At 69.5% G+C, this 23,256-nt stretch carries 42 protein-coding genes and 1 pseudogene; 6 read left to right on the forward strand and 37 right to left on the reverse strand.

What is annotated here, in order from left to right; translation table 11 throughout:
- Positions 1 to 192: 192 nt before the first annotated feature.
- The 13 genes from TNMX_RS12775 to TNMX_RS12790 all read right to left on the reverse strand — a co-directional run bounded on the left by TNMX_RS12775 (position 193) and on the right by TNMX_RS12790 (position 5,074).
- Positions 193 to 381: a hypothetical protein gene (locus tag TNMX_RS12775; RefSeq protein WP_156919396.1), complete on the reverse strand. Its 189-nt coding sequence runs from the start codon at positions 379 to 381 to the stop codon at positions 193 to 195.
- Between the two features lie 234 nt (positions 382 to 615).
- A complete protein-coding gene (locus TNMX_RS02470) occupies positions 616 to 1,056 on the reverse strand; it encodes a hypothetical protein (protein WP_038029148.1) in 441 nt (146 codons plus the stop codon).
- Positions 1,044 to 1,466 carry a hypothetical protein gene (locus TNMX_RS02475; RefSeq protein WP_038029149.1) on the reverse strand — a complete coding sequence of 141 codons (423 nt, stop codon included), beginning with the start codon at positions 1,464 to 1,466 and terminating at the stop codon, positions 1,044 to 1,046. Before TNMX_RS02475 ends, TNMX_RS02470 begins: the two co-directional genes overlap by 13 nt.
- Positions 1,467 to 1,634: a hypothetical protein gene (locus TNMX_RS12780; RefSeq protein WP_156919397.1), complete on the reverse strand. Its 168-nt coding sequence runs from the start codon at positions 1,632 to 1,634 to the stop codon at positions 1,467 to 1,469.
- A gap of 3 nt (positions 1,635 to 1,637) precedes the next feature.
- Positions 1,638 to 1,826, reverse strand: coding sequence for a hypothetical protein (locus tag TNMX_RS02480; RefSeq protein ID WP_038029151.1), 189 nt, complete (start codon positions 1,824 to 1,826; stop codon positions 1,638 to 1,640).
- Between the two features lie 48 nt (positions 1,827 to 1,874).
- Positions 1,875 to 2,183, reverse strand: coding sequence for a hypothetical protein (locus TNMX_RS02485; RefSeq protein WP_156919398.1), 309 nt, complete (start codon positions 2,181 to 2,183; stop codon positions 1,875 to 1,877).
- Positions 2,131 to 3,243 (reverse strand): hypothetical protein, encoded by a 1,113-nt coding sequence (locus tag TNMX_RS13070; RefSeq protein WP_038029163.1) that lies wholly within the window; start codon positions 3,241 to 3,243, stop codon positions 2,131 to 2,133. Before TNMX_RS13070 ends, TNMX_RS02485 begins: the two co-directional genes overlap by 53 nt.
- A 93-nt stretch (positions 3,244 to 3,336) precedes the next feature.
- Complete coding sequence (locus TNMX_RS02495) at positions 3,337 to 3,690, reverse strand: hypothetical protein (RefSeq protein ID WP_038029165.1); 354 nt, start codon at positions 3,688 to 3,690, stop codon at positions 3,337 to 3,339.
- Positions 3,683 to 3,943: a hypothetical protein gene (locus TNMX_RS02500; RefSeq protein WP_038029167.1), complete on the reverse strand. Its 261-nt coding sequence runs from the start codon at positions 3,941 to 3,943 to the stop codon at positions 3,683 to 3,685. The genes TNMX_RS02495 and TNMX_RS02500 overlap by 8 nt, the downstream gene beginning before the upstream one ends.
- A gap of 5 nt (positions 3,944 to 3,948) precedes the next feature.
- Complete coding sequence (locus TNMX_RS02505) at positions 3,949 to 4,275, reverse strand: hypothetical protein (protein ID WP_038029169.1); 327 nt, start codon at positions 4,273 to 4,275, stop codon at positions 3,949 to 3,951.
- A complete protein-coding gene (locus tag TNMX_RS12785) occupies positions 4,262 to 4,426 on the reverse strand; it encodes a hypothetical protein (protein ID WP_156919399.1) in 165 nt (54 codons plus the stop codon). The genes TNMX_RS02505 and TNMX_RS12785 overlap by 14 nt, the downstream gene beginning before the upstream one ends.
- 67 nt (positions 4,427 to 4,493) lie before the next feature.
- Positions 4,494 to 4,862 (reverse strand): single-stranded DNA-binding protein, encoded by a 369-nt coding sequence (locus tag TNMX_RS02510; RefSeq protein WP_038029171.1) that lies wholly within the window; start codon positions 4,860 to 4,862, stop codon positions 4,494 to 4,496.
- Between the two features lie 50 nt (positions 4,863 to 4,912).
- Positions 4,913 to 5,074: a hypothetical protein gene (locus tag TNMX_RS12790; RefSeq protein ID WP_156919400.1), complete on the reverse strand. Its 162-nt coding sequence runs from the start codon at positions 5,072 to 5,074 to the stop codon at positions 4,913 to 4,915.
- Between the two features lie 165 nt (positions 5,075 to 5,239).
- On the opposite strand from TNMX_RS12790, the gene TNMX_RS02515 reads away from it, so the two are divergent.
- Positions 5,240 to 5,479 carry a type II toxin-antitoxin system HicA family toxin gene (locus TNMX_RS02515; RefSeq protein WP_038029173.1) on the forward strand — a complete coding sequence of 80 codons (240 nt, stop codon included), beginning with the start codon at positions 5,240 to 5,242 and terminating at the stop codon, positions 5,477 to 5,479.
- A gap of 29 nt (positions 5,480 to 5,508) precedes the next feature.
- Positions 5,509 to 5,982 carry a helix-turn-helix domain-containing protein gene (locus tag TNMX_RS13075; RefSeq protein ID WP_052037895.1) on the forward strand — a complete coding sequence of 158 codons (474 nt, stop codon included), beginning with the start codon at positions 5,509 to 5,511 and terminating at the stop codon, positions 5,980 to 5,982.
- On the opposite strand, the gene TNMX_RS02525 is transcribed toward TNMX_RS13075, so the two are convergent.
- The 8 genes from TNMX_RS02525 to TNMX_RS02560 all read right to left on the reverse strand — a co-directional run bounded on the left by TNMX_RS02525 (position 5,979) and on the right by TNMX_RS02560 (position 10,673).
- The gene (locus tag TNMX_RS02525) at positions 5,979 to 6,665 is read right to left on the reverse strand and encodes a hypothetical protein (RefSeq protein ID WP_052037897.1); all 687 of its coding nucleotides are present in this window, start codon (positions 6,663 to 6,665) and stop codon (positions 5,979 to 5,981) included. The genes TNMX_RS13075 and TNMX_RS02525 overlap by 4 nt on opposite strands.
- A 10-nt stretch (positions 6,666 to 6,675) precedes the next feature.
- Positions 6,676 to 6,918: a hypothetical protein gene (locus tag TNMX_RS02530; RefSeq protein WP_038029175.1), complete on the reverse strand. Its 243-nt coding sequence runs from the start codon at positions 6,916 to 6,918 to the stop codon at positions 6,676 to 6,678.
- A 48-nt stretch (positions 6,919 to 6,966) separates the two neighbouring features.
- Positions 6,967 to 7,209 carry a hypothetical protein gene (locus tag TNMX_RS12795; protein WP_038029177.1) on the reverse strand — a complete coding sequence of 81 codons (243 nt, stop codon included), beginning with the start codon at positions 7,207 to 7,209 and terminating at the stop codon, positions 6,967 to 6,969.
- Positions 7,210 to 7,240: 31 nt separating this feature from the next.
- Complete coding sequence (locus tag TNMX_RS02540; protein ID WP_052037899.1) at positions 7,241 to 7,498, reverse strand: hypothetical protein; 258 nt, start codon at positions 7,496 to 7,498, stop codon at positions 7,241 to 7,243.
- A 569-nt stretch (positions 7,499 to 8,067) separates the two neighbouring features.
- A complete protein-coding gene (locus TNMX_RS12800; RefSeq protein WP_038029179.1) occupies positions 8,068 to 9,039 on the reverse strand; it encodes a hypothetical protein in 972 nt (323 codons plus the stop codon).
- A gap of 105 nt (positions 9,040 to 9,144) precedes the next feature.
- Entirely contained in the window at positions 9,145 to 9,903 is a 759-nt protein-coding gene (locus TNMX_RS02550; protein ID WP_038029181.1) for a sigma-70 domain-containing protein, read from the reverse strand.
- 146 nt (positions 9,904 to 10,049) lie between these two features.
- Positions 10,050 to 10,343 carry a hypothetical protein gene (locus tag TNMX_RS02555; protein WP_038029183.1) on the reverse strand — a complete coding sequence of 98 codons (294 nt, stop codon included), beginning with the start codon at positions 10,341 to 10,343 and terminating at the stop codon, positions 10,050 to 10,052.
- Positions 10,344 to 10,466: 123 nt separating this feature from the next.
- On the reverse strand, positions 10,467 to 10,673 hold the full coding sequence (locus TNMX_RS02560; protein WP_038029185.1) for a hypothetical protein: 207 nt from the start codon (positions 10,671 to 10,673) through the stop codon (positions 10,467 to 10,469).
- Between the two features lie 67 nt (positions 10,674 to 10,740).
- Between TNMX_RS02560 and TNMX_RS02565 the strand changes: the two genes are divergently transcribed.
- On the forward strand, positions 10,741 to 11,049 hold the full coding sequence (locus TNMX_RS02565; RefSeq protein WP_038029187.1) for a hypothetical protein: 309 nt from the start codon (positions 10,741 to 10,743) through the stop codon (positions 11,047 to 11,049).
- 135 nt (positions 11,050 to 11,184) lie between these two features.
- Here the strand turns inward: TNMX_RS02565 and TNMX_RS12805 are convergent, their stop codons facing one another.
- The 8 genes from TNMX_RS12805 to TNMX_RS02600 are packed head-to-tail and all read right to left on the reverse strand — an operon-like array spanning position 11,185 to position 16,887.
- Complete coding sequence (locus tag TNMX_RS12805) at positions 11,185 to 11,346, reverse strand: hypothetical protein (protein ID WP_156919401.1); 162 nt, start codon at positions 11,344 to 11,346, stop codon at positions 11,185 to 11,187.
- Positions 11,347 to 11,383: 37 nt separating this feature from the next.
- Positions 11,384 to 11,923 carry a hypothetical protein gene (locus tag TNMX_RS02570; protein WP_038029189.1) on the reverse strand — a complete coding sequence of 180 codons (540 nt, stop codon included), beginning with the start codon at positions 11,921 to 11,923 and terminating at the stop codon, positions 11,384 to 11,386.
- Complete coding sequence (locus tag TNMX_RS02575; RefSeq protein WP_253269360.1) at positions 11,883 to 12,692, reverse strand: helix-turn-helix domain-containing protein; 810 nt, start codon at positions 12,690 to 12,692, stop codon at positions 11,883 to 11,885. The genes TNMX_RS02570 and TNMX_RS02575 overlap by 41 nt, the downstream gene beginning before the upstream one ends.
- Positions 12,677 to 12,964, reverse strand: coding sequence for a hypothetical protein (locus TNMX_RS13525; RefSeq protein WP_052037901.1), 288 nt, complete (start codon positions 12,962 to 12,964; stop codon positions 12,677 to 12,679). Before TNMX_RS13525 ends, TNMX_RS02575 begins: the two co-directional genes overlap by 16 nt.
- On the reverse strand, positions 12,961 to 14,019 hold the full coding sequence (locus TNMX_RS02585) for a hypothetical protein (RefSeq protein ID WP_052037903.1): 1,059 nt from the start codon (positions 14,017 to 14,019) through the stop codon (positions 12,961 to 12,963). The genes TNMX_RS13525 and TNMX_RS02585 overlap by 4 nt, the downstream gene beginning before the upstream one ends.
- A gap of 9 nt (positions 14,020 to 14,028) precedes the next feature.
- Positions 14,029 to 14,385: a hypothetical protein gene (locus TNMX_RS02590; RefSeq protein ID WP_253269361.1), complete on the reverse strand. Its 357-nt coding sequence runs from the start codon at positions 14,383 to 14,385 to the stop codon at positions 14,029 to 14,031.
- Positions 14,382 to 15,491, reverse strand: a complete 1,110-nt coding sequence (locus TNMX_RS02595) for a hypothetical protein (protein ID WP_038029191.1) — start codon at positions 15,489 to 15,491, stop codon at positions 14,382 to 14,384. The genes TNMX_RS02590 and TNMX_RS02595 overlap by 4 nt, the downstream gene beginning before the upstream one ends.
- The gene (locus tag TNMX_RS02600; protein ID WP_052037905.1) at positions 15,475 to 16,887 is read right to left on the reverse strand and encodes an S-layer homology domain-containing protein; all 1,413 of its coding nucleotides are present in this window, start codon (positions 16,885 to 16,887) and stop codon (positions 15,475 to 15,477) included. Before TNMX_RS02600 ends, TNMX_RS02595 begins: the two co-directional genes overlap by 17 nt.
- A gap of 102 nt (positions 16,888 to 16,989) precedes the next feature.
- Between TNMX_RS02600 and TNMX_RS02610 the strand changes: the two genes are divergently transcribed.
- From TNMX_RS02610 to TNMX_RS02615, 3 genes are all read left to right on the forward strand, one after another.
- Positions 16,990 to 17,196, forward strand: coding sequence for a type II toxin-antitoxin system HicB family antitoxin (locus tag TNMX_RS02610; protein ID WP_038029197.1), 207 nt, complete (start codon positions 16,990 to 16,992; stop codon positions 17,194 to 17,196).
- A gap of 134 nt (positions 17,197 to 17,330) precedes the next feature.
- Entirely contained in the window at positions 17,331 to 17,489 is a 159-nt protein-coding gene (locus TNMX_RS12810; protein WP_156919402.1) for a hypothetical protein, read from the forward strand.
- 9 nt (positions 17,490 to 17,498) lie between these two features.
- Entirely contained in the window at positions 17,499 to 17,933 is a 435-nt protein-coding gene (locus tag TNMX_RS02615) for a type II toxin-antitoxin system death-on-curing family toxin (protein WP_038029200.1), read from the forward strand.
- A gap of 207 nt (positions 17,934 to 18,140) precedes the next feature.
- On the opposite strand, the gene TNMX_RS02620 is transcribed toward TNMX_RS02615, so the two are convergent.
- The 8 genes and pseudogenes from TNMX_RS02620 to TNMX_RS13080 form a co-directional block, all read right to left on the reverse strand.
- The gene (locus TNMX_RS02620) at positions 18,141 to 19,082 is read right to left on the reverse strand and encodes an ATPase AAA (RefSeq protein ID WP_038029202.1); all 942 of its coding nucleotides are present in this window, start codon (positions 19,080 to 19,082) and stop codon (positions 18,141 to 18,143) included.
- Positions 19,079 to 19,384 carry a hypothetical protein gene (locus tag TNMX_RS02625; RefSeq protein WP_038029205.1) on the reverse strand — a complete coding sequence of 102 codons (306 nt, stop codon included), beginning with the start codon at positions 19,382 to 19,384 and terminating at the stop codon, positions 19,079 to 19,081. The genes TNMX_RS02620 and TNMX_RS02625 overlap by 4 nt, the downstream gene beginning before the upstream one ends.
- A complete protein-coding gene (locus TNMX_RS02630) occupies positions 19,381 to 19,833 on the reverse strand; it encodes a lytic transglycosylase domain-containing protein (protein ID WP_038029207.1) in 453 nt (150 codons plus the stop codon). The genes TNMX_RS02625 and TNMX_RS02630 overlap by 4 nt, the downstream gene beginning before the upstream one ends.
- The gene (locus TNMX_RS02635) at positions 19,821 to 20,033 is read right to left on the reverse strand and encodes a hypothetical protein (protein WP_038029209.1); all 213 of its coding nucleotides are present in this window, start codon (positions 20,031 to 20,033) and stop codon (positions 19,821 to 19,823) included. Before TNMX_RS02635 ends, TNMX_RS02630 begins: the two co-directional genes overlap by 13 nt.
- Positions 20,030 to 20,410: a hypothetical protein gene (locus tag TNMX_RS02640; RefSeq protein ID WP_156919403.1), complete on the reverse strand. Its 381-nt coding sequence runs from the start codon at positions 20,408 to 20,410 to the stop codon at positions 20,030 to 20,032. The genes TNMX_RS02635 and TNMX_RS02640 overlap by 4 nt, the downstream gene beginning before the upstream one ends.
- Positions 20,310 to 22,727: a type IV secretory system conjugative DNA transfer family protein gene (locus tag TNMX_RS02645; protein ID WP_038029211.1), complete on the reverse strand. Its 2,418-nt coding sequence runs from the start codon at positions 22,725 to 22,727 to the stop codon at positions 20,310 to 20,312. Before TNMX_RS02645 ends, TNMX_RS02640 begins: the two co-directional genes overlap by 101 nt.
- The gene (locus tag TNMX_RS12985; RefSeq protein ID WP_172640100.1) at positions 22,728 to 22,883 is read right to left on the reverse strand and encodes a hypothetical protein; all 156 of its coding nucleotides are present in this window, start codon (positions 22,881 to 22,883) and stop codon (positions 22,728 to 22,730) included.
- Positions 22,880 to 23,256, reverse strand: a pseudogene (locus TNMX_RS13080) (hypothetical protein); the annotation flags it as partial. The gene TNMX_RS12985 and the pseudogene TNMX_RS13080, both read right to left, overlap by 4 nt.

Consider the following 23,256-nt stretch of genomic DNA (forward strand, 5'->3'; position numbering starts at 1 on the left):
CTTTCAACTTCCTCCTTTCCCTCCAGTTCGCCATGGATCGCTCCCACTCTACAACGGTGAGGGCCTCACCCAAGAGGCAAAGCGCTCGTCTGGCACCTCCTTGGCCTCACGAGCTCCCCGGGCAGGTGGGGAAGGAGGGCCTCGAGGTCTTCCTTGGGCACGCCAGGAGCGGCCCTCCACCTTTTACCTCCTTCAAAATGGCAGGGGACCCCAGACCCCCAGGGTGGCCCCTTTCGCCGCCTCCTTTGGAGGAGGCTTGGCCCTCTGTCTTAGCCTCCGGTAGGCGGCCACCCAGAGGGCAAGCGCTGCCACCTCCTCCTCCGTCCGCCCCCGAAGGGCCTCGCCCCAGGGGTCGGGGTTGGGCAGGGGCTCCTCGGGCACCAGGCCCCTCCCCTCGCACTCTGGGCACGCCTCCCAGAGCTCCGCCGGGTCCCACGCCCCAAGGAGGGGGAGCTGGGGCGGGCCTCCTTCCAGGGGGCGGAAGGCGGGCAGGAAGCCTTCTCCTTGGCAAGCGGGGCAGGGCGCTTGCCGGAGGCTTTTGGCCCTGACCTGAACGCCGCTTTGCGTGCCTACCATAGCGCAAAAACCCGAGGGGGCCTAAAGGCCCCCCCTTGCCTAGCCGCCCAGCACCCTATCCAGGTCTCCCCTTGTGGGAAAGGCCAGGAGGCGGCTTTCCGGCTGGCGCTCACAGAAGAAGAGCCCCAGGAAGCCCCAGAAGGGGGTGATGGAGCCCAGGGCCAGGACCACGCGGTCCATGAGGTCCGGGTCCGTTTCCGCCTCTTCCAGGAGGCCGTCCACCTCCAGGGGCATGAGGCGGAGGCCTCCCTTTTGGTGGGCCTCCTCGAGGGCTTTCCTGAGGGCCGGGCTTCCCACCCGCTCCACCCGGACCAAGGGCCCCGCCAGGTACTTGGGCAGGAGGGCGGCGAGGCCGTGGTTGGCCTCGGCGTTCTGCCAGCACCCCGCCAGGGCGTTCAGGTCGCTCAGGAGAAAAAGCCCCACCGCCGGGTAGGTGGGGCCTCCGGGCACGGGCTCCAGGGGGAGGGCTACTCGGTCCATACCACCTCTCCCTTTTCGTTCACCAGGGCACCCTTCAGCGCCTCCACCTCTCCTTCCCTCACCACCCGGTAGCCATAAAGGCTCTCGTGGTCGTCCGCCAGGGCGATAACTTCCCCCGGCTCTACGAAGTGGGAGAGGAGGAGGGCTTCTTCCCTCCAGCCGCCGTTTTCCACCGTGCCCAGGTACAGGTGGCCCTCCTCGTCCAGGTAGGGCTCGACGCTGTTCAGGAAAACCCCGACCCCCTCGGGGACAAAAACGTCCTTGAGATGGGGAAGTTCCTCCTGCAGGGCCGCGGCGAAGTCCTCGAGGGTGCTGAAGCCCCGTGCCCGGAGGTCCAGGATCCGTTCAAGGTCTTCTATTCTCTCCGGGCGCACCTTCAGAGCGGTCAGGTAAACGGTCGTGTGGCCCATCTACTCCTCCTCCTCCGGCTTCAGGGCCACCAGGCGGTCCCCGAAGCGCTCCACGAAGTCCTCAAAGTCCTGGAGGCTCCGGGCCTCCTCCTCTGTCAGGAGGGCGATGTGGGTGATGGGGTTGTAGTCCTCGGTTTCCAGGTTTATCCCGTACACGAAACGCCGCATCCTTCACCTCCTTAGCAGGTAGTAGCCCCCCGTGGGGCTCTTCCGGGCCAGGCCCTCCTCCTTGAGCCAGGCCCTCAGGACCTCCCGCACCTCCTCCAGGGCCTTGGGCAGGTGGCCCTCGTAGTCCCGCTCCGCCTGGAGCAGGTTGAGGAGGGCCACCGCCTGCTCGGGGGTGAGCTTGAGTTCCCGCATCGGGCACCTCCCTCGCCCCAAGCCGGGGGGCCTAAAGGCCCCCCTGCCCTAAGCCGCCTGGAGCTCGGGGAAGAGGGGGATGCGCCCGTCCCCCTTGGCCCCCTCCCGGGCCGCCTCCCGCCAGGCCTCCGGCAGGGGCAGGTTGAGGAGGGCCTGGGCCAGGAGGGGATCCCCCCGGAGCCTCTGGGCCACCAGGGCCTCCGCCTTCTGCCCCTCCCGCCCTTCCAGGAGCTCCCGAAGAAGCCTGCTCCCCAGGAAGGGGAGGCCGAAGAGGGCTTCTTCCAAAAGCCCCTGCAGGATGCGGCTAGCCCTCCCTTCCGGCGTCTTGGGCAGGCTTGAGCAGGGTGATGTACGCACGGTAGCCCTCCCTTCCCAGGGCCACCAGGCCCCCCTGGGCGTGGGGGTGAAGGGCGAGTTCCACCTTCCCAGGCCCGAAGACCTCCAGGGCCCCGAGGAGATACCTGCCGTTGACCCGGAGCCCGCCTTCCCCTTCCCCGGGCAGGGCCTCCTCGGAGAGGGGGGTGAAGTCCTCCCCCAGGGCCCGGACCCGCACCTCCTCCCCCAGGGCCTGGAGCTCCACCCCGTGGTTCTTGGGCTCCGCCACCGCCAGGGCCCGCCCCAGGGCCTCCCGCAGGGCCCTGGCCTCCACCCGGATGCGGCCCAGGGGCTCCCCTTGGGGGAGGACCTTCCGGTAAGGCACAAAGTCCTTCTCCGCCAGGGGGAAGGCGGCCCGGCCCCAGAAGGCCTCCACCACCAGGGCGTTGACTCCGGGCCGGAGGAAGGTGAAGGAAAGCCCCGGGTCCAGGGCCTTCAGGGCCGCCAGGGCCTCCTCCGGCTTGAGGAGGAGCTCCACCCCGGGGGTGGGGGTCTCGGCCTCGAGGGAGAAGGTGTAGAGGCGGTAGCCGTCCGTGGCCACCAGGCGTACCCCGCCCGCCTCCACCTCCAGGAGCACCTTGCGGGCCTTCTCGTGGCTCGAGGCCCGGGCCAGGGTGGCGGCCTCCCCAAAGGCCTCCAGGAAGGCCAGGGCCTGCACCCGGAAGAGGGGATTGGCCTCCCCGGTGAGGAGGCTCACGCCCACGGGCCTCGCCTCGGGGTCGTAGGTGAAGATCTGGGCGCTGAAGCCCCGTCCCCGCACCTTGAGCCAGCCTTCCTCCAAAGTAAGCTCCACCATGCCGCCCGCCCCCTCCAGGAGCTCCAGGAGGGGCTTGCGGGGCACCACCGCCCCCGGGAACCCCTCGGCGGGAAAGGGCAGGCGCACCTCTGCCTCTACCCCGTCCCCTGCCCGGCGCAGGGTGAGGTGTTCCCCGCCCGCAAGCGCCACCGCATCCCGGCCCCACCGGACGGGGGGCAGGCGCTTTAGGGTCTTCAGCAAAAGGCCGGTTTCCACCAGGACAGGCCGTGTGGCCGTGGTGATCATGGCGCACCTCCCACCCCTCCCCGTGGGGCCGGAAGGCCCCCGGGGCCAGAAGGGGAAGGGGCCAGGTCTATACCCGGCCCCCCTTATGCCTTTTCAAGGGCCCAGGAGAAAGGCCTCCACCTGGGCGTACTCCTCCAGGGCCTGGGTCCAAAGGGCCTTGTCCCCCGCTTTGGGGTCGTACCGAGCCTGCCAGCTAAGCCCCAGGAGGCGCTCGTAGGCCTTGCGCACCCCCCGGGGAAGCCCCGCCCGCTTCAAGAGGCCCTGGACCTGGGCGTAGCTCTGGGGAGTGGGCGCCTGGGGCAAGCGCTCCAGGGCCCAGGCCAGAAGGGCATGATGCACCCCATAGAAGAGCACCACCGCCGCCCAGCGGGGGCTCCTCTCCGCCAGGGCAAAGGCCAGGGCCAGGTCCTCCCCAGCCCTGGCCCGCCGAGCTTCCACCTCAGTCATGGGGCACCAGGATCACCGCCACCCCCAGGTCCAGGTCGTCCTCCAGGTCCAAGAAGGCTTCCTCCAGGCGGTCGATCTCCTCCTGGGGAACCTCCCGCCCGTAGAAGGCGATCCCCTCCACCCCAGGCAGGGGCTCCCCGCTGAGGTGCCTGAGGCTCCAAGCCCGCACCACCCCCCGGGCTTTGGCCTCCTCCAGGAGGGCCTCCACCCGGCGGGCCGCCTCCAGGACCTTGGGGGGCAAGGTGGTCGGCATCCCCCTCATGCTACCTCGGAGGCCGCAAGCCGCACCAGAAGCGAAACCTCTTCCGCCCGGGCCCGGGCCGCCTCCACCTCCGCCCGGGCCACGAGGAGAGCCTCCTCCGCCTCCTGGAGGGCCTGGTAGAGGGGGGCGTAGAGGGCCCTGGCCCTGGCCTCCCGCTCCTCGGCGTTCTTCCCGGCGATCTCCCCGGAAAGGAGGCCCCGGGCCACCGCCTCCTCAAGAGCCTCCTTCGCCCGGGTCCGGGCCAGGCTGGCCTCCAGGTGGCCCTCCAGGGCCTGCCGCAACCGGGTAAAGGCCTCACGCACTTCCGCCTCAAGCTGCCGCATAAAGCACCTCCACGGGTTCGTCCAGGTAGGGCACCAAACGACGAATACCCCAAACCTTCCGATACTCTCCTTCTCCCACCTCTACAAAAAGGGTGGGGTACTCCCTCACCAGGGCCTCGAGGTCCAGGCTTGGCCCGTGACCGAGGCCCACTCAAGGGGCATCCCCGGGGGACTTGCCCCCGGGGCCCCCAGGACACCATCCGGCCTAAGCCTTTTACCTAGAAGAGGTCTTCCTCGGGCTCGCCCTCCTTGGCCTCCGCCTCCAAGGTAGCCTCACGGCTGACTTTGGGCCGTACCAGGGGAGCAAAGGCCTCCAGGACCAGGACAAGGCGGGTCTTCTTCCCCTCTTTCCCCTCGTAGGTCTCCGTCTGAAGCCTTCCCTCCAGGAGGGCGTAAGTGCCCTTCCCTGGGTCAAGCTCCCCCAGGGCCTCCGCCAGGCCGTTGAAGGCCAGGACCTCCATGAAGAGGCTCTCGTCTTCCTTCCTCCGCCCCTGCACCGCCACCGAGCTCTTCCAGATGGGCACGCCCTTTTCCGTATAAATGAGCTCGGGCTTCCTCGCCAGGTACGCCTTGGCCGTGATCTTCATCCTTCACCTCCTTGCGCCTCTTCCAGGGGGGGCCTTTGGCCCCCCCAGCTCTACTTCCAGAGCAAGTCTTCCAGCTCGCCCTCCAAGAAGGCCAGAAGCTTCAGGAGTTCTTCTGCCTTCTCGGTTTCCAGGGTGTAAAAGGCGATGAGGTCGCCCTCATGGGCGATCACCCGGTCCAGGAGGGTCTTGATCCTCTCAGCAATCTCCCTCATTGCTGACCTCCTTCGCCTAAGACCGGGGGGCCGCAAGGCCCCCTGGCCTCGCTTGGCAAAACCCCTTGACAAGGGTTCGCAGATTTGCGAATATAGGGGGACCCTCGAGGGTTCCATTCCCGAGAGGCCCCAGTTTCCCAGGAGGTTCCCATTAGCGGAAAACTTGTGCCTCCCAGGTACCGCGAGCTTCGGCGCTGGCTCAGGCAAGCGGGGTTCGAACCTCAGTCCGAAAGAGGCAAGGGAGACCACGAGGTGTGGAAGCACCCAGACGGGCGTCTGGTGGTCCTGGATCCCGGTGAGGACCCCCCTCCCATAGGCACCTTCAAGAAAATCCTCCGGGACGCCGGGCTTCCCGAAGCGCCCTTCCGGGAGCGGGGCAAGGCGGGGAAGCGGAAGAAGGGTTGAAGCGGGGCAACGGCCCCAGAGGAAGAGCGATGAAAGGTTATCCCTGCTACTTGGAGAAAGACGAGAAAGGCAGGTGGGGGGGCTTTGCCCTGGACCTGCCCGTTTACGCCTGGGGCAAGTCCACCCCGGAGGAGGTGGAACGGAGCCTGGCCAAGGGTCTGGCCCTGGCCCTTCTGGAGCTCCAGGAGGGGGGCCAGACTCCTCCTCCCCCTGGCCGCCCCTTGACCCCCGAGGAGGAAGCGGAGAGGGACCGCGAGGGCTACCTCCTGGCCTACGTGGAGCCTCATCCTGTAAACCCCACGAGCCTGGAGCTCCGCCGGGCCTTGAAGGCCAGCGGCCTCACCGCCCGGGAGGTGGCCAAGCGCATGGGCACTACCCCTTCGGCCCTCTCCCGGCTCCTTGACCCCTTCTACTTCGGCCACAGCTTGGAGAGCTTGCGGCGCTTCGCTCGAGCCCTGGGCGGCGAGGTGCGGATCCAGGTGGTGGCCCGGGCGGAAGGCTAGGGGGTGGCCTTCCCCCGGTACACTCCCATCCCCAGGTGGGCGGCCTTCAAGACCGGGCGGAAAAGCCGGGCCTCCCCCAGTACCCGGTAAGGCCCCCGGAAGGGCCAGCTGGGGAGGAAGGCCTCGAGGCGCTCCAGGTGGGGCGGGAGGGGCTTGCCCTCGGCCATGGCCTTCAGGCTCCGCTCAAAGAGGAAGCGCCTTCCCTGGCCGTCCTCCACCTCCACCAGGCGCACCCCCAGGGCGGCCTCGAGGTCCACCAGGAGGCCCAGAACCGCCTCCACCAGGTCCGCCGCCTCCGCCCAGTCCGCCATGGCCCCATCGCTGGAGAGGGCGAGGTACTCCCCCAAGTGGGCCTTGGTCACCAGGAGAAAGGCCTGCACCGCAAGGTCGTAGGGCCGCCGCCCCGTCTTGCAGAAGGCGAAGTGGTGGCCGGGGTGCAGGGAGGAGAGGAAAGGCTTCCCCTCCAAAAGCCCAGGGAAGGCGAAGCCCTCGTAGTCCTCGGGCCGGGGCCCGTTGAAGGCCACCTCGGAAGGGCCGAAGACGGGCTCCCCTTCCCCCAAGGGCCCCGCCAAGGGGGGTAGGTGGGGAAGGAGCCGCCCGAAGTCCTCCAGAATGGCGGAAAGGCGCTCCTGCACCAGGGGAAGGCCCTCCAAGGGAATGTGCCAAGCGTGGCCGTAGCCCATACCACCTCCTTCAAGACAGGTACTCCCGCCGCAAGGCCTCGGCGGAGTTGTCCTCGCCCAGGGTCCTCTTGACCTGCACCTCCAGGGCGTAGAGCCGGGACACCAGACCCCTCAAGGCCTCGCCCGCCTCCAGAAGCTCCCTCCTCAGGGCCTTGAAGGCCAGGGGGGAACGCCCCTTGAGCTCCCGGAAGGCCCTGGCCTGTGCCAGGAGCATCCGGGCCGCCGCTTCCAGTTCTTCCAGGGGGTCTTGCATGGGCACCTCCCGAGGAAGCCCGGGGGGGCCATCCGGCCCCCCTGGCCCCTAAGCCACCTCCACCACCCGCCAGGCCGTGGGGGTGGGGACCAGGACCCGCTCCCCCGGAAGGGGGGTGAGCTCCACCACCTCCACGAAGCCCAGGGCCTCGAGGGCCTCCAAGTCCACCCACCCCTCCGCCACCAGGCGGGGGTGGACCTGGGCCCCGTGCCGCCGCACCAGGGCCTCGAGGGCCTTGTCCGAAACCTTGGCCAGGGGCTTGCCGTCCAGGTTGGGCATGAGGGCCACCATCGCCCACCTCCTGCCCCTGGCCGTGGGGCCGCTAGGCCCCCAGGCTCGCCTTATAGGCCACCCGCACCCCCTCGGGGCTCACCAGGACGATGCCGTCCTCCCCAAGGGCCGTGCTTTGGAAGATGGTCCCCGCGTCCTCCAAAAGGAGGGCGTAGTCCGTCTCCCGGGCCTGCCCGCTCACCCCCGTGGGCCTGCCCCCTCGGAAGGCGATGGCAAAGCTCCCGGCGATCCGGGCGTAGGCCTTGAGCCGCTCGCTGGCCTGGTAAAGCTTCAAGGGTAGATGTTCCATAGCGCCCGCACCTGGGGGGCACCCGTGCCCCCTGGCCTCATGGACTTGGGTTGGCCTCGAGGCCACCTGGGTCAGCCCCAGGGACTACCCCGAGGACCTCGAGGCCCCCATAAGACCAGAAAGCCGGGGGTCAGGGGGATGGCCTCGAGGGCCCCGAGCAGAGGAAGGCACACGCCCACCCCCGGGAGGCCTCGCCCCGGCGCTTTGCCCGCCCCAGGGGGCGTGCGCTCCACGGGTGTGCTCGCCCTTCACCTGAGCGCTCCTGGGTTTTGCCACCCCCTTAGGGGTAGCACCACAAAGGTTTGCTACCCCCTTAGGGGTAGCGCTCCAAGACTTTGCCACCCCTGGGGGGGTTGCACAACAAAGCTTTGCCACCCCCCTAGGGGCGAGCATCACGAAGGTTTGCCACCCCTTGGGGGGTAGCACTACGGATGAGGCGGGATTTTGGGGAAATGGGGGGTAGTAGGGCAACACTTGCTATGCTCGCCCCCTGGGGTGCATCGCAACCGGGCGGGAAAGCGAAAACCCCGGAAGGATAAGGGCATCCTTCCAGGGCTAAGGGCGTCTACCTAGGCGAGGACCGGGGCCTTCAGGACAGGCTCCCCGGTGGCGAGGTCGCGGTAGACGGCGACCTGGCGCTTCCGCCCGTACTGCTTGAGGAGGTAGGCGGCTTGCCGGAGGGCGCCGATGGCCTCCAGCTTGTCCAAAAGGCCAGGGGCGTAGGGCTCCACGTCCTGGGCCAGGCGCCGGGCTTCGCCCACGCTCCACTCCCCCTGCAAGAGGTCCTGCAGGAGGCCCAGGGCGAGCACGGCCTTCATGACCCGCTTGGACGCCTGCCCCCGCACCTCCCAGCCCATGGGGGTCTTGAGGGCCACCGCCTCCTTCCTCACGGGGTCCACCAGGGCGAGGATGGACCCCACGGCCTGCCGGAACGCCTCCTCCCTGGCGGGCAGGCCCGCCACCAGGGTCGGGAGCTCCTCGAGGGTGCCCTTCCAGCCCAGGGTCCTGAGCCTGGCCTCCAGGTCGGCGGGGATGAGGTCGTCCCGGCGGAAGTGGGGGTTGTCCTCCCGCTCCAGGGCTTCCTCCAGGAGGGAAGGCCCCTCTTCCACCTCGGCGTGGGCGAGAAACCGCTCCACCCAGGCCTTGGCCTCCTCCACCCGCTGGTCCCGGTAGCCCCAATGGCGCTCCTCACGGGGCGCGAGGTCGTGGGGATGCACCGCGTAGCGCACCCCTTCCGGGGACTCCCAGGTCATGGGCTTGCGCTCCTCCTGGCCCTTCCCGGTCTGCTTGACCAGGAGGGTGGAGGGCTTCTCCTCCCCCAGGCGCTCCCGGAGGCGGGCCAGGGCGGTCTTTAGGGCGGCCAAAAGGTGGGCGGGCATGTCCTTGGTGTCCACCAGGACGTAGCCTTCCCGGGCCGCCTTGCTCAAGAGGTTCCGCACCGTCCCGTCCTCCTTCCAGAGCTCCCGGAGAACCTCGAGGGCCTCCTGCACCGACCGCGCCTCCCTGCCGCCAAAGAGCGACCGCACGCTGACCTTGGTCATGGCTGTACCTCCGACCTCAGATTATCACTCTGGCGAGGAAGTAGCAACAAAAGAGAAAACCCCGGAAGGAAAAGGGCGTCCTCCCAGGGCCAAAGGGTTGCCAGCCTACGCCGCCGCCTTGTTCATGGCTTGCTTGAGGGCGGCCTCCAGCCTGGAAAGCTCCTCCTCCTCCAAGGTGCCCTCCTCCAGGAAGCGCTCCAGAAGCTCCGCCTCTTCCGCCCCGATTTTCTGCCGGAGGCCGTAGCGCTCGATGGCCTCCTCCAGGGCCTCGAAGGCCAGAGCCTCTTCCCGCTCCCGCTCGTGAGGGTCGTACCCCGCAAACTCCCGGTAAGGGGTGTCCCCTTCCTCCGTGGTGTCGTCCAGGCTCAGGATGGCCTCGGCTTCCGCCAGGGCCAGGGCCTCCTCCACCACCTCGGTCAGGACCCCAAGCTCCTGGGCGATCTCCTCCGGCGTGGGGGCACGCCCGAGGTCGCCCTGAAGCCTCTCGGCGGCCTGCTTCACCTTGGCCACCAGGCGGGAGCTCGTGTACCCCACCCCCCGGTTGCGGTAGAACCACTCCCGCACCGCGCGGTCGGCCTCCACCACCACCCAGAAGGTGAGGCCCTTGGAGTTGAGCTTGGGAAGCTTCCGCTCCCCCGTCCGCCAGGCCTTGAGGGCGCTGTGGGTCTTGAGGGCCACCTCCTGCGCCAGGTCCAGGGCCTCCTCCCCCAAGAGATGGGCCCGGGAGAGCCCCTCTTTGAGGGCCAGGGCGTAGTAGTGCCGCCCCAAAGCCTCCAGATCCCCGGCGACGAAGCTCCTCATGACCTCTTCCCTCGTGGCCAAAGGCCGGACCGCCTCTGCCATGAGCCGGATGGTGTCCTTCATCTTGTACCTCCACCCGCATAGTACTACTTCTTGCGGGGAAGGCGCAACCGTGCTAGGCTAAGGGTGCCAGCCGATGCCCCTTGCCGGATGGTGTCGGCTGTACCTCCACCGAGTAGGCCCCTGGCGCAAGCTGGGGGCCGAAAGGTTTACCGCCTGTCCAAGGCCCGCCTGAGGCGCTCTACCTCTTCCCGGAGCCTCCGAGTCTCCCGGTAGGTGGCCCACTCGGGGTCGAAGAGGGGGCTAGGCTCCATCCGGGCCAGGGCCCGGAGGAGGAAGGGGGCCAGGGCCAGGGCTCCCACGAAGAGGAGAAGCCAGGGCTCGGTCCGGGCCAGGTGGAGCCCAAAGGCCAGGAGGAGGGGCCCCCAGAACCAGGGGCTCAAGGAGGCCTCCTTCAGGGCCTGGAAGGCCAGCCTGCGGTTTTGCTCGCGGATGCGGCTCATCGCTTCCTCCCGATGGGCCCCGTGGGGAGCCCGTGGCGCCACCTCGTCCTATTCTACGCTCTTCCAAAAGCAAAACCCCGGAAGGATAAGGAAGTCCTTCCAGGGCGGAAAGGTTGGAAGGCTCTACTCCAGCACCGCCTGCGGCTCAAAGCCCGCCCAGGTGGCCGCGGCCAGGATCTGCCCCAGGGTAGCGCCCCGCACCCTGAGGGCCGGGCGGGGCCAGCCGTGGTCCTCCTGGACCTCCACCCCACCCGGTACGGCCTTCCGTAAAGCATCCTTGAAGACCTTCACCTGCCGCATCTCCTTGAGGATCAGCACCTTCTCCTTCATGGCATTATCAGAATATCCGATTTGGCAATCACTTAGCAACCGATGGTCAATATGCTAAACTGTTGCCATGCTGGCCGAAGTCTTCCGCGAGTACGCCAAGCCCAAGGGGCAGGACCGGGGCTACCTGGAGCATCTGGCGGGCTTTTTCCAGCTGGTGGCCCGGGAAAACGGCGAGGAGGAGAAGGTGCGGCTCCTCCTGGGGGAAGACCCCCTCCTGGGGCCCTATCTGGATGTGGACCTGCGGGAAGCTCCCAAGACCCACGCCTGGCTCGCCGCCTTCCGGGAGGCGGCGGAAGCGGGGGGTACCCTGAAGGTCAGGGAGGGCGAAGGGGGTCTGGAAGCCACCGTTCTCCCCCCCAAGAAGGCAGAGGCGTGATAGACTAGCTCTTGGAAGGCTCAGCCTTCTCCTACATGGCACCCCGGGGCGAGAGGCTCCGGGGTTTTTGATGGGCGTTGTCTTAGCTACATACTGAGTTCACCAAAGCACCTTGTAGCTAAGAAATGCCCACCCCTACCCCCCCCACAACCACCCCACCACGTGCCGCACCCCGTTCCGCCATCCCCGTTCCACCCGGAACCCGGTCATGTACCGCCTCAGCGCCCGTTCCGCAAAAGCCCCCGCCGCCTCCTCCGTGGGCACCCGGCTCCACCGGAGGAGGCGGCGGCCCTCCAAAGGAAGTGGACGAGGACCAGGAACAGCCCTAAGAGGCTCAGGACCATAGCATCAGGACCATTCCCCGCAGGAGCAGGGCCGTTCCATAGAGGAATACCGGGAGGTCCATCCCCCGGAACGACCCCCCACCGTCCTTCCACCCCAGGCGTTCCGCCCCCCAGGCCCCGAGGACCGCCAGGACCCCCCAGGGGCCGTAGACCCCAAGCCCCACCAGGGCGTGGCCCGCCCGAGGCCAGGGGCCCCGTTCCGCCAGGAGAACGCCCAAGGGGGCAAGCCAAAGCCCCCGGAACAGGAGCCCTCCCAGGAGGAAGGCCAGAACCCCAAGGGCCCGGTGCCCTCCCCCTCTCTCCCAAAGGCGCAAGACTCCCTGGCCCACCCACAGGGCCATGGGAAGGCTTCCTCCCGGCATCCCGGCCCCCATCCACCCGAGGCCGGAGAAGAGGGCCTCCCGCCACCCCACCTTGCGGCCCAGGAGGACCCCCGTGAAGAGCGCCCCGTAAGGCCCCTCCAGGAGGCCCGCCAAGACCCCGCCCACCTCAGGCGGAAGCCCCTTCCGCCCTGCGGTAGACGCCGCCATCGCTTTGCACCAGGCCCATCTCCACCAGGCGCTTGAGCCTGCGGGCCACGGTGGACTTGGGCCAGGAGAGCTCCCGGGCTAAGGCGCTTGGCCCCTTGGGGGAGGAGAGGGCCTCGAGGAGCCGGGAAAGCTCCCCTTCCTCCTCCGCCCCGGCCTCTCCGTTCACGGGCGGGGCTTCCCGTACCCAGGACGTTCCGGCCTCCCGTTCCCCCGGGGGCGGGGTGGGAACAGCATCCGTTCCGTTCCCGTTCCATGGGGCGCGAACGGGATCCGTTCCGTCCCGTGGGGTGCGAACGGCATCCGTTCCGTTCCACGGGGGGAACACCCCCTCCCGGCTGGTCCGGGACAAATCGGCCTCCAAAGACACGGCCCTCTCCCGGCGTTCCGCCCCCAGCCGCCCCTTGAGCCCAAGGCCCATGGAGGTCAGGTTCCCCCAGAAGACCACCCCCGCCCCCACCAGGCTGCCCCAAAGGGCCCAGGTGGAGCCCAAGACCACGGAGGCGAAGGAGAGGTAGAAGGTGGCCGCCTCCACCGCGAAGGCGATGAAGGGGGCGGCCCGCACCCCCTCGGCATCGAAGCGGGCGTAGTAGTGCCTTAGGTGGGCGTAGCTGGCGGCCAGGGCGGTGGCGTAGACCAAGACCCCCGCCCAGGCCAGGATAGGGGCCTTGTCGGAGGCCTCCCCCACCACCTTCCCGGTGATGAAGCCCACCACGGGCATGGCGGCGGCGGCGATGGCCGCCTGGGCGTACACCCTCACCATGGGCGCCATCCCTCCACCCTAGACGCCCTCCGGGCCCAGAGGCCCCCAAGGGCCCGCCTTAGGAGCAGGAACAGGAGGAGCCCAAAGAGGACCAGCCCCGCCCCCAGGACCACCCCGGCCTTCACCCCCTGGTCCGCCCCCAGGGCCCAGGCGGCGTAGATCACCTTGGCGGGCACCTGGTGCTCCCCCACCTGCACGAAGCCCTCCACGTCCTCCCGGAACAGGCTCCGGGGTAGGAAGACCACCATGTCCCCCGCCCGCAGGACCACGGTTTCCTTCATTCCTTCCCTCCCAAAAGGCCGAAGAGGCCCTTGCCCCGGCCCTTGGCCTCGAGGGTGCGGCGGAAGGCCTCGGTGATGCGCTTGGCCCACTCCTCCAGGGCCTTGAGCCGGGGCTCCACCTCGCCCCGCCAGAGGTCCGTGGCCAAGCGGAGCCTTTCCTCCATCTCCGCCAGGGCCTCCGCCTTGGCGCTCCGCACCAGACCCTCCACCCGCTTGAGGTCGGCGCCCCCATGGCCCTCCAGGGCCTCGAGGCCCCTCCTCAGGGCCTTGAGCTCGGCGTAGTGCCCCTGCAGGGCCGCCTTCACGCCCCCGTAGCGGGTGGCCTCCCGCTGGACCCGCTCCTCCAGGCGGGCCAGCTTCCTTCCCAGTTCCTCTACCTGGGCGGAAAGCCTGCCGATCTGGATGAGGGCGGCATCAAGGTCCCTGCGGGGGAGGTCGGACCCATCCCCCGGTGGGGCCACCGCCTCCGCCAGGCGCAAGAGCTCGCTGGCCCGGGCCTGGGAAGCCCTCAGCCTCTCCTCCATCTCCCGCACGGCCTCGAGGGCCGCCCGCCTGCCCCGGTCGGGGTGGTAGAAGAGCATGGCCTGCCGCAGGCGCTCCCTGTAGAGGAGGGGGTTGCCTGAAGGGTCTTCCCCGAAAACCGCCTGGTAGGCCTGGCGCCACTTGCGCTCGTCCTTGGCCCCCTCGCCCTCCACCTCACCCGAGGCGAGGGGCTTCGCCGGGCCCTCTTCCCCTTCTGGGGGCTCAGGCGTGGGCGGAACGTCCCCGCCCTCCCCCTCCTGAGGGGCACCGCCCTCCGGGTTTCCCTCTACCCCCAAGGCGACCAGGGCCTCCTCGTAGCTTGCGGCCAGACGCTCGTTCACGAGCACCGTGGCCACCTGGAGCAGGGGCCCCTCCAGGGGGGTGGCCCGCTTGCCCGTGAGGGCACGGTACACCTCGAGGGCTCGCCGGGAGACCTGGGTTTCCCTGGCCTTACGCACCACCTCTTGGGCCACCCCGGGCTCCAGGGCGGCCAGGCGCTCTTCCACCTCCTGCCACACCGCTTCCAGCGCCATACACGCCTCCTAACCCGCCGCCACCAGGACCAGGTAGGAACCCAGGAGGGCGGGGAAAAAGGCCACAATGAACCCGTAGCCCTCCTCCTCCTTCCGAAGAAAGCCGTCCACCGCCAGGGCCAGGGCCAGGTAGGCCAGGGCGGCGTAAGGCCCCCCCAGATAGAGGACCATGCCCCCGGCCAGGCCCAGCACCGCTCCCCCGTAAACCACCCCCACCCGCCCCCGGAAGAGGTAGCGAAGCCCGGGGGAGAGCACCAGGAGGGTGGTGGCGGGGTTCTGGCCCAATAGCTCCACCAGGAAGTAGGCCCCAAGCAGGGTGAGAAGGGCCAGGCCCGCCAAGGGAACCACCTCTTTGGCCAGGATCACGGCAGCACCACCCGCCTCTCCCCGTCCAGGAGGTCCACCACCCCCTCCGTGGTCCTGGCCCCCACCAGGCGGAAGAGGACCATGCGCCCCGTGGGGGCGGAAAGCTCCGCCACCCCGTTCACCACCATGGCCCGGTCCGCCAGGCGGTAGCCGGGGTACCCGGGGGGCGAGGGGTCCCCGTAGAGGGCTACCCCCTCCTGGTCCTCCGGGCGCAGCCAGACCTCTCCGTAGGCCGTGGTGTCCGCCGTGAACCCGGGGGCGGTGAGGGCCACCCGCACCCGCTTGCGGGCCATGGGCACGGTGCGGCTCTCCCCCGCCTTGGCGCTCACCTCTCCCTCCTGGTAGGGGAAGCCGTCCCGGAAGGAGCGCACCACGATCGCCCGGTAGTTCCCGTCCGGGGGCACCAGGGAGAGGGTGAAGGGGGGCGTGCAGGACCGGGCCGCCTCCACCTCCCCCAAAAAGGCGGCCACGCAGGCCGTCCCCGAGGCCAGCCCCTCTGGGGTGAGCCGGATGGGGGCGTACTGGGGGGCAGGCACCCGCACCCGGAGGCCCTCAGCGGGGCCTTCCACCAAGACCCGGGCCTCCGCCGCCCCGTCCCTGACCCGCACCGCCACCCTGGGGGCCGTGGGCACGGCGAGGCTAGGCCCCCCTCGGGCCACCAGGACCATGCCCTCGAGGCCCCCCGGGGGGCTGTCGGGGAAGGCGCTCACCCCAAAGGCCCACTCCCCTCCGACCCAGGCCTCGTAAACCGCCCCGCCCCCCGCCCAGGAGGCCTCCACCTGCAAGGAGAGGGTCTTGCGGGCCACCTCCACCCGGGCTGTGGCCCCAGGCTGGAGGCGCACCCGTCCCGCAAAGCCCTGCACGGGAACCCCCCGCCACTCGGCCAGGACCTCCACCGGGTACTCCCCGGAAAGCCCCCGGAAGCGGAAGAGGTCCCCGTCGCACCGGGTCTGGGCCTGCCCCTGGACCTTCACGGTGAGGCAGGCCCCTTCCTTGGCCCCCACCACCTGGAGCCGGGCGGGCCCCTGGAACTCCTGGGCGAACTCCCCGCACCCGGAGAGGAGGCCCAAAAGGGCGAGGAGCCCGGCCTTAGAAGCGAACCTCATACCCCACCCGCACCCCGCCGAAGAACCCCGTGGCCGTGGTGAAGCGGAAGCGCTCGGCATAGGAGGCCACCCCGAACCCCCGGAGGCCGTCCCGGTAGCCCCCCGTGAGGGTGAGGCGGAAGGGCGGCAAGGAGCCCTCCACCCCGCCCGCCACGAAGTAGGCGCTCTCCCGCCCGATGTCCTCGTGGGGCACCGCGTAGGCTCCCCGCAGGCTTAGGGCAAAGCCCGCCCCGGGGTAGGTGGCGCTCAGGAAGAGGGCGGAAAGGGGGGTGTCCCCGTCCCCCAAGCCGAAGTAGCGCCCGAAGCCCAGGGTGAGGTCCACGGGGCCCAAGAGGGTGCCCCCTTGGGCCTCCACCCAGTACCTGCCGGGCTCGCCCCCCACCAGGCCTGCCCCGGCCCCAAGCCGGGCGTAGACCCCGGGGAGAAGCCCCCCCTGGCGCTCGTGCTCCACGTAGGCGGCCCCGAAGAGGTAGCCCCCATCCCCCACGCCCACCTCTCCCAGGAAGCGGATCCCGCTGAAGAGGGCGTAGCGGGCCAGGGCCTCCCGGCCCAGGGCGTCCCGGTAGCGGAGCTCCAGGGGGCCCGCCCGCAAGGCGGCCTCCGCCCCGTCCGTCCCCAGGCGCAGGTGGGCCTCCCCGTAGCGCAAGGCGAAGCCCGCCTGGGGCCCCCCCTCCCCCACGCCCAGGAACACCTCCCCCTGGGCCCGGCTCCGGGCCGCCTCCTCCAGGGCCTTGGCCCGCTCCTCCAGGGCGTAGACCCGCCGCCCCGTGGCCTGGGCCTCCTTGAGCCTCGCCTCCTCCGCCTCCTTGAGGCTTCGGGCCAGCTCCTCCACCGCCCGCTCCAGGGCGGCGAGCCGGGCTTCCAGGGCGGCCAGCCTCGAGGCCTGCTCCCGGTAGGCCCCGTCCGCCCGGGCCAGGGCCTCCTCCAGGGCCTTCACCTTGTCGGCCTGGGCCTTGGCCTCCCCCTGGGCCTCCAGGAGGCTCACGAGGGCCGCCCTGAGCTCCTCCAAGTCCGCGCCCAGGGCCTCAAGCCGCACCCCCTGCTCCGCCAAAGCCCTTTCCACCTGGGGCAAGGCCTCCTGCAGGGCGGCCAGGCCCGAAAGCGCCTCCGCCACCCGCTCCGGGGCTAGGCCAGCGTCCTCCAAGGTCTTGCGCACCTGGGCCAGGACCTCCTCCGTCCAGGTGAGGTAGGCCCGGTAGAGCATCACCGCCGCCTGGTAGCGGCTCAGGGCCTGCTGGCCCCGGAAGGTGCCGTCTTGGTAGCCGGTGAGGATGCCCTTCTCCAGAAGGGCCCGCACCGCCGCCTCCGCCCAGTGCCCCCGGGGCACGTCCGCCATCTGGGCCTTGGCCAGAAGCCCCACCGCCGCCATACCTGCGAGAAGGGACAAGCGCTTCATGTCAGTCATAGAATACATGACCTATGATTGAATAGCAACACATTACTTACCTTGCGCACCGGGGGAGTAAGCGGATGAAGGGGAAAGTTGTATCCTTAGGGCGTGAAGCGCACCTTCACCGCCCACCTTTGGCAGGAAGGGGACCTCTGGGTGGCCCAGTGCCTGGAGGTGGATGTGGCCAGCCAGGGGGCCACCGAAGAGGAGGCCCTGGCCAACCTCAAGGAAGCCCTGGAGCTCTACTTTGAACCTCCCACCCCCACCCGGGTGCCCGTGGTGCGGGAGGTGGAGGTGGAGCTTGGGGCCGCTTAGGCCCCTCTCCTTCCGGGAGGTGAGGCGCCTCGAGGCCGCAGGCCTCCGGCCCCAATGCCCCTGTGTTCCCGGGAATCTCGAGGAAGCGTGGGAGGGAGCTTTTCCCGTAGGTTTCCCGGTGGTACCCTAAGGGCATGAGGCGGCTTGGGATCAAGGGGAAGAAGGGGCTTGTGCGCAAGGGTCTGGTCGGGGTCAAGCGTGGGAGCCTCAAGGAGGACAGGGAGGCCCGGGCCCTGATGCGCCGCATCCTGGAGGAGAACCTGGAGACCTTCCAGCTCCTAGCGCGGTACTAAGGCCCTGCTGTGCCTGCCAAGCTCTACTACCGCCACGGCGGGCACAAGTTTTTGACCCCGGAGGCCATCCGGGAGGCTCACCGGGAAATCATAGGCGAAACGGGGGGTCTTCCGGGACTTAGGGACAAGGAAGCTTTGCAGCGTGCGGCCTATGCACCCACGGAGAGTGCCGGAGGGCAGGACGCTTACCCCACCTTGTTCACTAAGGTGGCTGCTGTGGGATACCGGCTCTGCCAGGGGCATCCCTTCATAGACGGCAACAAGCGCACGGCCCTGCACGCCATGGTATGGACCCTGGGGGCGAACGGTTACAGGGTGCGCCTGCAGCCTCTGGCTAGCGCTACGGTGATGGTCTTGGTGGCCACGGGACACCTTTCCATACCTGGTCTCCGCATCGCCCTGATCCTCTGGTGTGGTTTGGACCCGGCAGACGAAACGCTGTAGTCCCCACAAGGAGCGAAAAAAGCTGTGGTCCTCTCGCAACCGCCTAAGGGAGTAGGCCCCGGAATCTCCGGGAATACCGGGAACAGAGGGGGCTTGTGCCGTGCCGGAGGGGATTTCTGGTGTTCCCGGGTGGATGTGGCCAGCCAGGGGGCTACCGAATGGGAAGCGTTCGAAGCCCTGTAGATCGGGCCCTTGTGCGGCCACCCTTTATTCCCAAACCCCCAAGCGCACCCCCTCGGGCTCCCTTCCCTCCAGGAGGTCGTCCAAGGCCTGGCCCAGGTCGGGGTAGAGGAGGAAGCGCCCCTTGCCCACCACCTGCAGGGCCATGGCGAAGGCGGGCCGGGTGCGCCGGGCCCGGGCCTTGAGGTCGGGCTCCCCCAGGACCGGGTGCAGGGCGGGGTTCTCCAGCACGTCCAGAAGCCTCTCCCCGTGGGCGGTGGCCACCACCCGCACCCCTCTACGGCTTGCGGTGAGGCATTCCTGGACGTCCTCGTTGTAGCCGATCTCGTCCACCACCACGATCTCCGGGGAGTGGTTGGCGATGGCCTGGTAGATGACCCGCCCCTGGTTTCTGCTGGGGGGGTCCGGCACCTGCATCCGGCGGGCGGGGCGGATCCCGGGGTGGGGGATGAGCCCGTCTCCCCCGATCTCGTTAGAGGTGTCCACGGCCACCACCCGGCTCCCGTAGACCTCCGCCAGGATGCGCACGATGTCCCGGAGGAGGGTGGTCTTCCCCGTGCGGGGCGGCCCCACCACCAGGAGGCTCCCGCCCCCCTCCACCAGGTAGGGCCTGAGGGGCTCGGCCACCCCTTCCACGAACTTCCCCACCCGGATGGTGATCCCCGCCATCTCCCCCAAGGCGGAGAGGATGCGGCTGATGCGGTGGAGGGTGCCCTCGAGGCCCGCCCGGTTGTTCTCCTTGAACCCCCCCACCCGGTGGAGCACGAAGTCCAGGTCCTCCTTGCGCACCTCCGGCTCCGAGTAGAAGGTTCTGCCCCCCACGGTGTAGGCCAGGGGGTAGCCCAGGTCCAGGGCTAGCTCCTCCAAATCCACCCCGTGGCCCTCCACCTCCCGCCTGACCCAGGGGGGAAGCTTCTCCATGAGGAGGGCGAACTCCCGCTCAAAGCCTTCCCGTATGCGCACGCTCATCGGTCCGACACCCCCGAAAGGAAGCCACCAAAAAGCCCCAGGGAAAGGCCCAAGGGGGCTCCCGCAAGAAGCGCCCAAACCCCCCGGCCCAAGCCCTCCAAAAGCCCCGCCAAGGTCCCAGGGTCCGCCCGGCCCATGGCCCAGGCCAGGGCGTAGAGGAGGGCCAAGGGGGGCACCACCGCCAGGACCAAGCGGGCCAGGGCGTACCCCAAGAGGAAGCCCAGGACCAGGTGGACCCACGACCCCGCCATCACCTCGTGCCCCAGGCGTTCCAGGAGGCTAAGGATGGGCAACTCCGTCATCCCCCACCCCGCAGGAAGCCCCGGTAGACCCGGAGGACCCGCTCCACGTAGCGCTCCGTGGAGGCGGGGATCCGCCCCGAACGCACGGCCCCAAGCCCAGCGTTGTAGGCGGCCAGGGCCTTCCGCCAGTCCCCTGTGGCCAGGTAGAGCTCCCGCAAGTGCTTGGCCGTGGCCCACAGGGCCCACTCCGGGTGCGCCCGCCACTCGGGAGGGGCCCCGGTGGTGCGGGTCCAGGTGCCCGGCATGAACTGGCCCAGGCCCACCTCCCCCGCCCACCCCACCGCCTGGGGGCAGTAGCCGCTTTCCACCCAGACCACCGCCGCCACCAGGTAGGGGTCCACCCCCCAGGCCCGGGCGTGCCGCCAGGTGAGGTGCCAGAGGTCGTGGGGGATGTGCCCGCAGGCCAGGGCGGGTGCCAGGAGGAGAAGGAGGGCGGCTAGCCGTCCCACCGCTTCCCCAAGGCCTCCCGCACCGCCTTGAGCTCCCCGTAGACCCCGGAGAGGAGGAGGAGCCCAAGCCCGTAGAGGGCAAGCATCACCCCAAGCCCCACCCCGGCCCCGTCCAGCCGGATGAGGGAGAGGAGGAGGACCAAAAGGCCCAAAACCCCCACCCCCTTGCCCGCCAAGCTTCCCAAGCGCTCCAGGTTCATCGGCCACCTCCTTGCCTCAGGTACTCCCGCTGGTACATGCGGTGGATCCAGTCCTCCACGCCGAAGGGCACCGCCCCCAAAAAGGCCCGGTAGAAGCGCTCCACCAGAGGCTCCGGGGCGGCCTCCTCCAGGGTGGTGGCCAGGTAGCCCCGCCTCAAAAGAAAGGCCGCCTTGCGGTCCACCACCAAAAACTCCCCTTCCACCCTGGGGGCGAACCGCACCGCCGCCCCCACCAGGGCCAGGGAGGGGGCGTAGCTCGCCCGGTGCACCAGGCCCTCAGCCGTGGTGAGCAGGTACACCTTCACCCCCCGCTCCACCCGGGCCTGCCTCAGGGCCTCCGCCAGGGGCTTCAGGTCCAGAAGGCCCACCTGGACCATCACCTCCCCCGTGGCGCTCCGTACCGCCTCCGCCGCTTCCAGGGGCGTGAGCTCCTTCCCTAGGGCAACGGAAGCCAGCCAGACCAAGACCAGGACGCAAGCGCACCTCATCCCCCAAGACCTCCACTCCTTCCCCGCACACCCGCCTCAAGAGCACCCGCTCCGCCTCCTCCCGGGGGAGGGAGAAAGCCTCGGGCACGGGCTCTCCCCGGTGGTCCTTGTGCCACCTCTCCACCACCCGGCACCAGCGGATGAGGGCGTGGTAGCCCCCCCGCTCCTCCTTCTCTAGGGCCTCGAGGCCCCCCTTGGTGAGGGAAAGCCGGGGAGGCTCCCCCTCCACCTGGCACCACCCCCGCTTGGCCCAGGCGGGCTCCGGCAGGGGAAACCCCTCGGGCAAGTCCATGTCCAGCCGGTTGGTCTCCGATTTCACGTAGTAGCGCTTGAACCGGGGCAGCCTGGCGGTGAGGGCCTCCAGGTAGAGGAGGAGGCTGGCGGGCCTCGAGGGGTCCTCGGCCCAAGGGGTGGGGGAAGGTCCCTGGGAGGCCGGGGGCTCCACCTTGGGCCGCGCCTTGGGCAAGGGGATGCCCTGCACCTTGGCCTCCGCCTTGCGGGCCTTCTCCCAAAGGCCATGGAGGAGGTGCTCCTTCCGCCACATGCCATAAAGGCGCATCCGCACCGGGGGCACCCCCTCCAGGAGGACCACCGCCTCCCCCTTCTCCGCCGTGCGCATCTCTTCCGGGGAAAGGAGGGGCCTCGCCACCTCCCGCTCCCCCAAGGACCGGGCCGTGGGAATAGGCAGGACCCCCTTGCGGGTGGTGCCCCGCACCTCCTGCATCACCGAGGTTTCCCCCAGGATCTCCGAAAACCTCTCGGCGTCGTTGTCCGAAAGCCCCGAGAGGAAGTAGACCCTCTGGGCGAAGGTGCCCTCGATGGCCTCCCACTCCTCCTCCCCGTAGACCGCACGCCCCTGGTCCGTGTTCTGCACGGCAATGTGGTAGGCCACCCTCCGGGAGCGCATGGTGCCCAGGTTCTCCTTGATCCCGGGCAGGAAGCCGAAGTTGGGGAACTCGTCCCAGTAAACGCTCACCGGGACGGGAAGCCTCCCGCCGTTCTGGTTGGCGAACTGCAGGGTCTTGAGGTCCACGATCCGCTTCAGGAGCTTGAGGAGGACGTACCCCGAGGCGTTGTCCCCGATGAGCTCCTGGGGCACGCCGATGTAGACCAGGCTGGGCTCCCGGAAGACCCGCTCCCAGGGCACCTCTAAAGCCCCAGACTCCGTGGCCGCCGCCAGGGCGGGGTCAAGCCAGATGGAAAGCCGGTTCCTGGCCCCGTTGAGGATCCCCGCCAGCTGGTCCTGGCGCATCTCCAGGAGGGTCTTGAGCTCTACCTGGAGGTAGGGCCGGACCTCCACGTAGGCCTTGAGCCCCGCCACCCCGTCCCCCAGGACCCGGTAGATGTGGGCCAGGGAGTAGCGCCCCTCCACCCCTTCCGCGTGGATTAGGCCCTGAAGCAGGGTCCGCTCCAGCCCCGGGTAGAACTCCTTGGAGTCGGGCACCTTGGGGTTTCTGGGAACGAAGATCTCGGCGATGAGCTTGGCCTGCACCGGGTCCTCGGCCCCCTCCAGGAAGTTGATGCGGAAGGAGCGTTCCCCCCAAGGGGTAAAGGCGTACACCGGGCGCCCGAAGTGGCTGTAGTAGGCCATGGCCTCCATGAGCCCGCCCCGGTCGGGGTACTTGAGGTCGTAGACGATGGCCGTCCAGCCCTCCTTGGCGTCCAAGAGGAGGTTGGGCAGGTAGTAGCCCGAGGTCTTCCCGTGCCCGGGCTTGCCCACCACCAGGGTGTGGGCCACCCTAAGGCCCTCAGGCACCCGCAGGGGCTTGCGGCCCACCTGCCCGTACCACCCCGCCCCCCTTTCCGTGAGGTAGGGCTTCAGGTCCTTGGCTGTGGCCCAGCGCCCGAGGCCGGGGAGCTTCCTGGGCCGCGCCGGGTTCACCACGAAGGGGGAAAGCCCCACCACGAAGCCCAGGACCAGAACAAGTCGCATGAGGTCCAGGTCCAGGCGCTCCGTCCAGACCTGGTTGAGCCGGTCCCCGCAGGGGGTGTTCAGGGCCAGCATGCAGGGGCCCATGAACTCCAGGCCCCGGGCCCCGGGCCTGCCGATGGCCCGGTCCCAGCCCGCTCCTGCCAGGAGGTGGGCGGCCTCGAGGCCCGCCCTCCCCCCCAGGTAGAAGACCACCCCCAGGCTTCCCAGGAAGAGGAGGAAGCCCAGGGCCCGGAGGAGCCTAAGCCAGGGAGGCGTGGCGAAGAGGGAGTCCATCTACCGCCTCTTCCGGGCCCGGTCGGTCCAGCGCCAAGGGGCCACGGGAGCCCCCCGGTATTCCGCCAAAACCGCCTCCAAGCCTGGCTGGTAGGGCTTGTGCTCCACAGGTTCCCGCCTAATCCACTTGGGTCCGCGATCGATCCAGCGCTTCATCCTTCACCTCCTTCCTCACCAGGGCCCTTTACCCAAGTTTGGCCCCCCCGCCCGGCCCACCTCCCTGGGGGTGGGGGCCCCTCCACCACCTCCCCGGAGGGGCGGCTGTAGGGGGACCTGTCCGTCCACCTGCCGGGGGCCGTGGGGGCCGGGTTCCCCTCCAGGGGCCCTTGAGGGGTGTAGCTCACGGGCTCCCCGGGGCCGCTCCGCACCACGATGGGCTGGCTCTCCGGCCCGTAGCCCACCGCCCGGTGCCTCCAAGGCACCGCCCCTGGGTCTTCCTGGCCAAGAGCCGTGCGCTCGTAGCTTGGGGGCACGTCCCCGCCCCCTCCCCTCGAGGCCATCAACTCCCTGGCCGCCCCGTAGGCCTGGG

Origin of the sequence: Thermus sp. NMX2.A1 (assembly GCF_000511705.1) — a bacterium.
In the GTDB taxonomy this organism is placed as follows: domain Bacteria; phylum Deinococcota; class Deinococci; order Deinococcales; family Thermaceae; genus Thermus; species Thermus scotoductus.